At 70.3% G+C, this 10,320-nt stretch carries 7 protein-coding genes; 2 read left to right on the forward strand and 5 right to left on the reverse strand.

Going from position 1 to position 10,320, the window contains the following annotated elements:
- Positions 1 to 2,361, forward strand: coding sequence for a PKD domain-containing protein (locus tag WME83_RS14255; protein ID WP_437319830.1), 2,361 nt, complete (start codon positions 1 to 3; stop codon positions 2,359 to 2,361).
- Entirely contained in the window at positions 2,358 to 3,770 is a 1,413-nt protein-coding gene (locus WME83_RS14260) for a hypothetical protein (protein WP_437319831.1), read from the forward strand. The genes WME83_RS14255 and WME83_RS14260 overlap by 4 nt, the downstream gene beginning before the upstream one ends.
- A gap of 28 nt (positions 3,771 to 3,798) precedes the next feature.
- On the opposite strand, the gene WME83_RS14265 is transcribed toward WME83_RS14260, so the two are convergent.
- From WME83_RS14265 to WME83_RS14285, 5 genes are all read right to left on the reverse strand, one after another.
- A complete protein-coding gene (locus WME83_RS14265) occupies positions 3,799 to 4,437 on the reverse strand; it encodes a glutathione S-transferase family protein (protein ID WP_437319832.1) in 639 nt (212 codons plus the stop codon).
- A gap of 50 nt (positions 4,438 to 4,487) precedes the next feature.
- Positions 4,488 to 6,128 carry a cyclic peptide export ABC transporter gene (locus tag WME83_RS14270; protein WP_437319833.1) on the reverse strand — a complete coding sequence of 547 codons (1,641 nt, stop codon included), beginning with the start codon at positions 6,126 to 6,128 and terminating at the stop codon, positions 4,488 to 4,490.
- Positions 6,125 to 8,515, reverse strand: coding sequence for a carbamoyltransferase HypF (gene hypF, locus WME83_RS14275; RefSeq protein ID WP_437319834.1), 2,391 nt, complete (start codon positions 8,513 to 8,515; stop codon positions 6,125 to 6,127). The genes WME83_RS14270 and hypF overlap by 4 nt, the downstream gene beginning before the upstream one ends.
- Positions 8,487 to 9,515 (reverse strand): hydrogenase expression/formation protein HypE, encoded by a 1,029-nt coding sequence (gene hypE / locus WME83_RS14280; protein WP_437319835.1) that lies wholly within the window; start codon positions 9,513 to 9,515, stop codon positions 8,487 to 8,489. Before hypE ends, hypF begins: the two co-directional genes overlap by 29 nt.
- A 118-nt stretch (positions 9,516 to 9,633) precedes the next feature.
- Positions 9,634 to 10,224 (reverse strand): cysteine hydrolase family protein, encoded by a 591-nt coding sequence (locus WME83_RS14285; protein ID WP_437319836.1) that lies wholly within the window; start codon positions 10,222 to 10,224, stop codon positions 9,634 to 9,636.
- Positions 10,225 to 10,320 lie beyond the last annotated feature (96 nt).

Below are 10,320 nucleotides of genomic sequence, written 5' to 3' on the forward strand. Positions count from 1 at the left end.
ATGCGCTCGCTCCCGAAGCTCCTCGGCCTGCTCGGAGGCATCTGCTCGGTCGCGGCCTGGCCGGCCGAGGCGCTGGCCATCACGGCCAGCATCGCCGACCGCGCGTCCTCGGTCGCCGGCGAGGCCGTCACGTTCGACCTGACGATCGTCGACGCGGTCGGCCCCGTGCAGGTGCGCTGGGACATGGGAGACGAGACACGCACCGAGTTCACGGTCGACGACGTGCAGCAGGTGCACACCTACGCCGCTCCCGGCCACTACCCGGTGCTGGCGACGGTCAAAGACGATGTCGGGTTCACCAGCGTCTCGTTCGTGCACACGGTGCATCGGCCGCTCGTCACGGGCAGCGCGGCGGGCTCGACGGACCTCGTGTACGACCCGCCGAACGCGAAGGTCTACACGGCCAATTACGAGAACGACAGCGTGAGCGTGCTCGACGCGAGCGCGCTGACCAAGGTCGCGGAGGTGCCGGTGGCGCGCGGCCCGGTCGGGCTCGCGCTCACCGCGCAAGGCAAGCTGTGGGTGCTGCACCGCGACGCGCACTCGGTCTCCATCGTCGACGCCGCGTCGCTCTCGGTGGAGCGCGAGATCGCGCTGCCGTACGCGTCACAGCCGATGGGCCTCGCGATCAGCCCGACCGGGGACGCCGCGTACGTGACGCTGATGGCGGTCGGCAAGGTGCTGAAGCTGGACGTGGCGAGCGGCGCCGTCGTGGCCGAGCTCGCGCTCGGCGGTACGCCGCGGGGCGTCTCGGTGTCGCACGACGGCTCGCAGGTCTACGTCACGCGCTTCCTCTCCGAGGACAGCCACGGGGAGGTGGCGCGCATCGACGCGGCGACCTTCCAGGTGAGCACGCGCTTCGCGCTCGCCGCGGACACCACGACGGAGGACACGGATCAACAAGGGCGCGGCCTGCCGAACTACCTGTTCTCGGTGGGGCTCTCGCCCGACGGCGCGTTCGCGTGGGTGCCGGGCAAGAAGGACAACATCTTTCGTGGTCCATTCCGCGATGGGCTCGACCTCACCGACGACAACACGGTGCGCCCGCTCGTGGCGCTGCTGAACCTCGCGGAGGGCGTCGAGGACGTCGCGCGGCGCATCGATCTGGACGATCGCAACCTGCCGAACCAGGTCGTGTTCACGCCGCTCGGCGACTATGCGTTCATCAGCGTCGCCGGCTCGGCCCTGGTGGAGGTCCGCGACGCCTACACGGGCGAGTTCGTGACCGCGTTGAAGGAGACGGGCTTCGCGCCGCGCGGCCTGGCGCTGACCGAAACCAACAAGCTGTTCGTGCACGCGTCGCTCAGCCGCACGGTGACGGTCTACGACGTCGCCGATATCGTCAGCTCGCACGACCTCATCACCAAGAAGCTTGTCGAGATCCCGACGGTCGCCGTGGAGAAGCTCGACCCGCAGGTCTTGCGCGGCAAGCAGCTGTTCTTCAACTCGGCCGATATCCGCATGAGCGACCAGGGCTACATCAGCTGCGCGTCGTGCCACTTCGACGGCGCGGAGGACGGGCGCGTCTGGGACTTCGGCAGCGCGGGGGAGGGGCTCCGCAACACCGTCTCGCTGCTCGGGCGGCGCGGCACGGGCCACGGCAACGTCAACTGGAGCGGAAGCTTCGACGAGATCCAGGACTCGGACGACAACATCCGCCACCTGTTCGGCGGGAAGGGGTTCCTGACCGCCGAGCAGCTCGCCGTGGGGACCGTCGGCACGCCGCGCGGTGACAAGAAGGCCGGCCTGAGCCCCGAGCTCGACGCGCTGGCGGCGTTCCTCGGCTCGCTCGACGCGTACCGGCCGAGCCCCTTCCGCAACCCCGACGGCTCGCTCACGGAAGACGGCGTCGCGGGTCGCGCCCTCTTCAAGCGCCTGGGCTGCGATTTCTGCCACACGGGGCCCGACGGGACCGACAGCGCGCGCGGCAAGCTGCACGACGTGGGCACCGTGAAGCCGTCCTCCGGGATGCGCGCCGGCGAGCCGCTGCTCGGCATCGACACGCCGACGCTGAACGGCGTGTGGGAGACGGCGCCGTACTTGCACGACGGCTCCGCGCCGACGCTGCGGGACGTCCTCGTCACGGCCAACCCGGAAGATCGCCACGCCTTCATCAGCGGGCTCAGCGAAGCCGAGCTCGGGCAGCTCATCGCCTACGTGCAGCAGCTGGACGGCACCGTCGAACCGGGGCCGAGCGAGGGCGAGGCGCCGAGCGAGGCGCCGCGCGAGGCCGGAGGAGGCTTCTTGGGCCTGGGCTGCAGCGCGGCGAGCGGCCCTCCCGCTCGCCGCGCGCCGCTCCTGGCCTTCGCGCTCGTGGCCGGTTGGATGACGTTCGGCGCCCGCCGCAGGAGGACGTCGTGAAGCACTTTTCGAGCCTGTGCCTGGCCTCGCTGCTGATGGCGGGGTGTGTCGTCGGCGAGATCGGCGAGGAGCTCGCCACGGACCAGGCGACGATCGACTGGGACACGCTGCCGCCCGTGAGCGCTCCCGACCCGGAGCTGTGGTCGTTGCCCACGCGCGAGGCGCAGTACCGCGCGTTCTGCGCCACGCCGCGCGGCGACAGCTTCTTCCAGGCGGTGTGCGCCACGCCGCGACCGAGCATCACCGACTTCGCCAGCTTGCTCAGGGTCGCGAAGCTCGACGAACATCGCGCCTTCGCGCTCACCGGCAACTCCACCTCGCTCGTGAAGAGGGCCGTCTCGGCCGTCAATCCGCGCATCATCGTCTTTCCGCGCGTGTCCGAGATGCGCGAGAAGCCGGCCGAGATGACCGCGCTCGGCTTCGTCCGCGGCGAGCCCTTCGTCGAGATCGTGAGCCGCGATCTCTCGACCGGCGATTACAACTTCTACCTGTTCACGTTCGAGCGGCAGTGCGACTACGACGGCGGCTGCGATCTGGCGAGCTTGCTCACCGAGGAGATAGAGCACGGCTGGACCGCGTTCAGCGTTTACGGCGAGGAGGACATCGAGAATACGTCGTTCGACTGCCGCTCGTGCCACCAGCCCGACGGGCACGGCACGAGGAAGATCTTGCGCATGCAAGAGCTGGAGTTCCCCTGGATGCACTGGTTTCCGCAGCGCTTCGTGCAGCGCACGGAGTCCGATCGGGTGCTCACGGCGCAGTTCGCGGAAGCCCACGCGCACGACGCGCAGTACGGCGGCATCCCCATCGCGACGATCCAGAATGCCATCGACGAGGGCAGCGGCGCGCACCTCGAGGCGCTGCTCGTCGCCGAGGGCCAGTCGGCGCAGCCGAACGCGTTCGACCCGCGCATCGAGGCCGAGATCAAGGTCGGCCCGTCGAGCCCGACCTGGGAGAAGCAGTTCGCCGTGTCGCTGGCGGGGGATTCGATCTCGGTGCCTTACCCGCTCGTGGACGTGACGGATCCCGCGCTCCGCGCGGAGCGGACCCGGTCCTACCTCGACGTGGTGACGGGCGCGGCCCCGCGACAATCTCTTCTGGATTCGCGCGACCTCTTCTCCGCGGACGCGAAGGTGAAGCTGGGCCTGGTGCCGCCGCCGGGGGCGAGCGGGCGCGCCGTGCTCACGCAGCTCTGCTCGCGCTGCCACGACGGTCGCGTGGACCCGGCGCTGAGCCGCGCCAGGTTCAACGTGAAGAACCTGGACGGCCTGTCGCGGGAGACGAAGGACGCGGCCATCCTCCGCTTGCAGGAGCCCGCGACCTCGCCGCTCCGCATGCCGCCCTGGCGCGCCGCCGACGCTCTGCCCCCCGCAGAGCTCGCAGCGGCCATCGAAGAGCTGCGCAAGTAACGCTGTCGACGCGTCGGCCGACGAGACATCACCCCGTCAGCGACTCCGCCTGCGCCGCGGCCACCCACGCTTCGAGCCCCGGGTGCCGCCACATCGTCTCGGCGTACTCCGCCGCGGCGCCCGTGAGCGGGACCGCGTACGTGCGGAACCGCGTGACCACCGGGGCGAACATGGCGTCGGCGATCGTGAAATGCCCGAACAGGTACTCTCCCTTGTCGCGGTGCGCCCCCCGGCACTCGTTCCAGATCGATGTGACGCGGCTGATGTCGGCGTCCGCCGCCGCGTCGTGCGCGATCGGGGCGATCTCCCGGCGCAGGTCCATGGACATGGCATTGCGCAGCGCCGCGAACCCGGAGTGCATCTCGCTCGACACCGACCGGGCGAGCGCGCGCGCCGCGCGATCGGCCGGCCAGAGCCGCGCCTCGGGGAAGAGCTCGGCGACGTACTCGCAGATGGCGAGGGAGTCCCAGAGGACGAGATCGCCGTGCCGCAGCGCCGGGACGCGCCCCGACGGCGAGCGCCGGAGGAGCGCCTCGCGCGAGCCCGGCTGATACAGCGCGATGACCTCCTCCGAGAACGGCGCGCCCGTGTGCTTCAGCGCGAGCCAGGCGCGGAGCGACCATGTCGAGTACGTCTTCGTACCAAGATACAGGACCAGCGGTTCCATGACACCTCCCGTCGGCTCGCCGCCCCGCGACGAACGCGGCGGGTTCTATCTCATGCGCTGGCGCGCGTCTCGTCCGAACGCGCCGCCGGCGCCTCGCCCACGAGCTGACCGAAGTCCATCTTGATCACGCGATCCGCCAGTCCGAAATACTTCTCATCGTGGCTGATGACGATGATCGTCTTGCCGCTCGACCGGAGCTCCGCGAGGATCTGGCGGTAAAAGACGTCCTTGAACACGGGATCCTGGTCCGCCGCCCACTCGTCGAACAGGTAGATCGGCCGGTCCTCCAGGTACGCCGTGAGCAGCGCGAGGCGCTTTCTCTGCCCCTGCGACAGCGACGTCGTGGAGAGCGCGCCCCCGTCGACAGACACCTTGTGATCGAGCTGCAGGCGAGAGAGATACCCCCGCGCGCGCCGGGTGAGCTCCGGAGAGTCGAGCCCGATCAGGCGCTCGAACAGGTAGAAGTCGAAGAACACGACCGAGAAGAGCTGCCGGTAGGCCTGCCGGTTCTCGTCCGTGATCGCCTCGCCGTCGAGCCGGATCTCGCCCGCCTCGGGCGTGTACAGGCCGGTGATCAGCTTCGCCAGGGTCGTCTTGCCGCTGCCGTTGCCGCCGACGAGGAAGATCAGCTCGCCGCGCCGCACGGTGAGGTGGATGGGGCCCAGCGTGAAGCTGTCGTCCTTGCCCTCGGACCGGTAAGCGTGGGTGACCCCGGCGAGCTCCAGCCGCTTCCACTTCTCGGGGAGCGGGGCCGGCGCCTCGGCCTCGCCCGCGTCGACCGCGAGGCCCGCGCCGAGGTCCTCGACCTTCTGCACGGCGATGCCCGCGCGGCTCAGCGCGGGGAGCGAGCCGATGAGGACCTGCATCGGCGTCATCAGGTAGAGGAGGATGATCGCATAGCCGATGAGCGTCTCGGCGCTCGCCACCTGGAAGAGCGGCAGGACGAAGAGCGTCACGCCGACGATGGCGAACACCATCCCCTGGCCCCACCCGTTCGCGGCGGTGAGCGCGACCATGCCGCGCAGGTTGCTCGCCTGGACCGCCCCCGCCTCCTCGTCGAGCGACGTCGCGAGGAACGCCTCGCGGCGCCGCGCGTGGAGCTTCAGCTCCTTCACGCCGCGCGTGAGCGCGCGGAACGTCTTCATCAGCTCGTCGGTCGCCTCGCGCGCGCGGCGGAAGTGGCGCGTCGCCCGGCTCATCGGGAGCTGGTACCCGACGACGCCGAGGACGATGAGCGCGACCACCGAGGCCAGCATCAGCGGCGACAGCCACCCCAGGTAGAGGAGGCCGCCGACGACGATGACCAGGTTGATGCAGATGATCGGGATGTGCTGCAGCGCCGCGGTGATCACCGGGACGTCGTCCGTGAGCACCGTGAGCATCCGCGGCGGGCCGATCTCCTCGAGCTGGCGGAGCGGGGCGCCGAGGATCTTGCGGCAGATCTTCACCCGGAGATCGAAGAGCGCCCCCTGGCTGAGGCGCGTGAGCAGGATCTCCGAGTGGTACCGGGCGAACGGGAGCAAGAGGCAGACGGCGACGAAGCCCCACATCACCGCGCCGCGCTCGCCCTGGAGCGCGTGGTTGATCAGCACGAGCAGCGCCGTGTTGCAGGCGCCGCAGAGCACCCCCGCGATGACCGCGAGGACGAGGATCCGCCGGGAGTAGCCGGCGATGAAGGAGACGAGCTTCATGGACGATCGGGGGTGGCGGGGCGCTCTCCACGCGCCGGCGCGGCGTCGCGCGCGCGGGCGGCCGCGACGAGGATCTGGCCGAGCGAGATGCCGCCGTCGTTCGGCGGGACCAGCCGGTGGCAGTGCGGCGAGAGCCCCTCCCGCGAGAGGCGCCGGAGCGCGTTGATCACGACGAACTCGTTCATGAAGACCCCGCCGCTCATGACCACGCGGCGCACGTCGTACCGCTCGGCCAGGCGCAAGCACACGGTAGCGATCACATCCACCACCGTCGAGTGGAACCGGCGGCTGAGGTGTGCCGGCGTGGCGCCATGCTCCTCGGTCGCGCGCAAAAGATCGCGCACGAGCGGCCGGTAGTCGACGACGAGCCGGCCGTCCCGCTCCTCGATCCCGTAGTCGAGCGGGGGCGCGGTCCCGAAGTCCCGCTCGAGCAGCGCCTCCAGCTCGATGGCGGCCTGCGCCTCGTACTCGACCTCGTGGCAGACGCGGAGCAGCGACGAGACGCCGTCGAACAGCCGGCCCATGCTCGTCGTCGCCGTCGCGTTCAGCCGCCGCTGCGCCATCTTCACGAAGACGTCGCGGCGCTCCTCCGGGAGGTCCGCGAGCGCCGGGACGCGGACCCCGCCGAGCTCGTCCCCGAACGTCTCGACGAGCAGCGAGATGGCGACGCGGATGGGCTCCTTGACCGCCTTGTCGCCGCCGAGGAGGTACATCGGCCGGAGGTGCCCGGCGCGCACGAAATCGCGGTAGTCACCGACCAGGAACTCGCCGCCCCAGATCGTGTTGTCGAGGCCGTAGCCCGAGCCGTCGAAGATGACGCCGATCACCCGCTCGTTCAGCCCGTTCTCCGCCATGCACGCCGCCATGTGGGCGTGGTGGTGCTGCACCGACGCGACCTGCATGCCGCTCCGGTCCTTCGCCGCGCGGGTGGAGCGGAACGCCGGGTGCATGTCGCAGGCGACCGTGTCCGCCTGCACGGACAGGAGGCGCTGGACGTGCGACGAGCAGTCGACGTGGGCGCCGAACGTCGAGTCGTTCTTCAGATCGCCGATGTGCTGGCTGATGAAGACCTGGTTGTCCTTGCCGACGGCGACGGTGGTCTTGAGCTCGCCGCCGAGGGCGACGACGGCGCCGACGCCCTGGGACAGGTGGATCGGGTACGGGGCGTAGCCGCGCGAGCGCCGGATGAAGGAGAGGAGCGGGCCGTCGAGGCCCTCCGCCTCGGTGAGCCGGACGACCGAGTCGTCGACGCGGGTGCGGATGTCGCGGTCGTGCAGGACGAAGTAGTCCGCGATGTCGCGCAGCTGTGCGAGCGCCGTGTCGTTGTCGAACGCGATCGGGTGTCCGGAGAGGTTGCCGCTCGTCATGACGAGGACGTCGAGCGCCGGATCCTCGAGCAGGAGGTAGTGCAGCGGCGTCGAGGGGAGCATGACGCCGAAGCTCGGGTTCCTGGGGGCGACCGCGTCGGGGAGGGAGCCGGGCCGCCGGCGCAGGAGCACGATCGGGCGCTGCCGGCTCTCGAGCAGCGCCCGCTCGGGCGGGCTGAGCGCGACATAGCGGCTCGCCGCCTCGCCGTCGGCCACCATGATCGCGAACGGCTTTGCGTCGCGGCGCTTGCGCCGCCGCAGCTCCCGCACCGCCGCCTCGTTGCGCGCGTCCGCGACGAGGTGGAACCCGCCGAGGCTCTTGACCGCGAAGAGCGCGCCCTCGCGCAGGCGGTCGATCGTGAAGCGGACCGGATCCTCCGCCGCGATCGGGGCGCCGAGCCGATCGGTGAGCGTGAGGCGGGGGCCGCACGCGGGGCACGCGTTCGGCTGGGCGTGGTAGCGCCGATCCTCGATGTCCTCGTACTCCCGCGCGCAGGCGGGGCACATCGGGAAGCTGCGCATCGTGGTCTGCGACCGGTCGTACGGCATGTCGCAGATGATCGAGTAGCGCGGCCCGCAATGGGTGCAGTTGATGAACGGGTAGCGATACCGTCGGTCCGCGGGGTCGCGCAGCTCCCGCAGGCAGTCGGCGCAGACGTCCGAGTCGGGCGGGATGAGCGTGTCCGTGTAGCGCAGATCGACGCTGCCCTTGATGTGGAAGTCGTCGTACCGCGGGGCGGGCTCGGCCAGCGCCTCCTCGCGGACGGCCGTGATCCGGGCGAGCGGCGGCGGCGAGTCGACGAGGGCGCGCAGGAACGCCTGGATCTCGGCGTCGCCGGCCTGCAGCTCGAGCAGCACGCCCTGAGAGTCGTTGAGGACCCAGCCGCGCGCGCCGACGGCGCGCGCGAGCCGGTGCACGAACGGCCGGAAGCCGACGCCCTGGACGATGCCCGAGACCCGGAAGCGGCGGGTCACGAGCGGCGGCTGCGGCTCAGCAGAGTCGCGGGAGTTCGGCTCCATAGAGCTCCTCGAGCAGGGTTTGGGTGCCATCGGGCTCGATCATGGAGACGGCCGGCGCCGGGGCGCTCTTGACCTCTCCGATGACCGCGGCGTTGCGGCCGTACGGGTGCGCGCGGAGGATCCCGAGCACGTCGCCCGCCTTGTCCGCCTCCACGAAGAGGCAGAGGCACCCCTCGTTGGCGAGGTGGATGAGGTTGATGCCGAGCATGTCCGCGGCCATGACGGCCTCCGGCAGCACGGGCAGCGCCGCGCGCGCGAACGAGAGCTCCGCGCCCGAGGCGCGGGCGAACTCGTGCATGACGGCGCACAGGCCGCCGCGGGTCACGTCGCGGATCGCCGTGACGGCGCCCTGGGGCACGCCCCGGAGGACGGCGTCGATGAGGCCGTTGAGCGGCGCGCAGTCGCTCTGCACCCGCTTCTCGAAGCCGAGGCCCTCGCGCACCGAGAGCAGGTGGATCGAGTGGTTGCCGAGCTGCCCGCTCACGATGATCTTGTTGCCGGGGCGCACGGCGCGGCTCACGAGCGGCGGGCGCTCGAAGACGCCGACGCCGGTCGTGTTCATGAAGAGCCGGTCGGCCTCGCCCTTGCCGACGACCTTCGTGTCGCCGGCGACGATCTTCACGCCGGCCTCCCTCGCCGCGTCGCGCGCCGACTCGAGGGCGCGGAGGAGCGAGGCGATCGGGAAGCCGGTCTCGATGATGAGGCCCAGGGTCAGGTAAAGCGGCCTCGCGCCGCTGACGGCGAGATCGTTGACCGTGCCGCAGACGGCGACCTTCCCGATATCGCCGTTGCCGAAGAACAGCGGCGTGACCACGAACGAGTCCGTGGTCATGGCGATCCGGCCCGCGGGCACGTCGAGGATCGCGCTGTCCTCCATCGCGCCGATGTACGTGTCGCCGAGCGTGGCGGCGATCCGCTCGACGAGCTCCCGGCTCAGGCGGGCGCCGGTCCCGTGGTCGAGGACGACCTCTTCGTTCTCTCTCGCGTGTTCTTTCGTCATGTGAGGCTCCAGCGTTGATTCCGCAGGTGTGCGGTGAGGGGGTGTAAACGCGCGTAAAAGCGCGCAAGAGCGCGGAAAAGCGACGAGGCCGCCCGCCCCTCGGCCCCGTCGCGCGCCGTCAGCCGAGCAGCTCTTCCCGGCTCGGCAGGTCGTCGTTCTGGCGCAGGCGCTTGATGATCTCCGCGCCGGGCGCGATCGCGGCGCAGTACGACGCCATCCACTCGAGGGAGCGCTTCTTGTCCTCCTCCTTGAGCGAGAACACGCAATCCTCCGGGACCCAGACCTTGTACCCGCGGAAGAACGCGTCCGCCGCCGTGGTCTGCACGCAGATCTGGGTCTGGATGCCCGTGACGAGCACCGTCTTGACGCCGAGCTCCTTGAGCTTGTCGTCGAGGGGGGTCTCGTAGAAGCCGCTGTCGCGGCCCTTGACCATCACGAGGTCGGACGGATGGACGAAGTCCTTGATCAGCTCGGCGTTCGGCGTCCCCTTGATCGCGGGGATCTCCTTGCCTCGGAAGCGACGCTGGATCTGCGGATCGTTGGGATCGTTGATGAGCTGGAGGTGGACGACGACGTGCCCCAGGGCGCGGATGGCGCCGAGGAACATGTTGAATTGCGGCGCCACCCGGGTGAGGAGCTCGCGACCTCCAGGCATCTTGTCGATGAACTCGTACTGAAGGTCGTTGGTGAGCACGGCGATGTTGGGCATGTTGGTCCTCTGGATTCGGTTGATGGATTCGAGACGAGTCGGTTAAAGGCCCTTGCCCGCGACGCGCGCGGCAGGGCGGTGAAGCGCGGCGGCGCG

Source organism: Sorangium sp. So ce385 (assembly GCF_051474135.1).
Classification (GTDB): Bacteria; Myxococcota_A; Polyangia; order Polyangiales; family Polyangiaceae; genus Sorangium; species Sorangium cellulosum_D.